Here is a 211-nt window from a genome sequence, read left to right as displayed (position 1 = left end):
CAAGTGGTACATACTTTGTATCTATCCTTGTCGAAACAGAGATACAAGAAATGCTTAAAACGGAATCCACTTGTGGAATGGACGTTGGGTTAAAAGATTTTGCTATTCTTTCTGATGGAACAACATACAAGAACCCTAAATTCTTCCATATATTAGAAGAAAAGTTAGCAAAAGCACAGCGTATCCTTTCCAGAAGAACGAAAGGTTCTTC

1 protein-coding gene is annotated in these 211 nt (G+C 36.5%); it reads left to right on the top strand.

From position 1 onward, the window contains the following. Nucleotides 1–211 (top strand): transposase (locus tag AC1M36_RS28700; protein WP_479846537.1); only part of this gene is annotated, 211 nt, incomplete at both ends.

The organism is Bacillus sp. Medicinal_06, assembly GCF_056711665.1.
The sequence above is the reverse complement of the archived record's forward strand: the minus strand, read 5'-3'. Positions and strand labels throughout refer to the sequence as shown.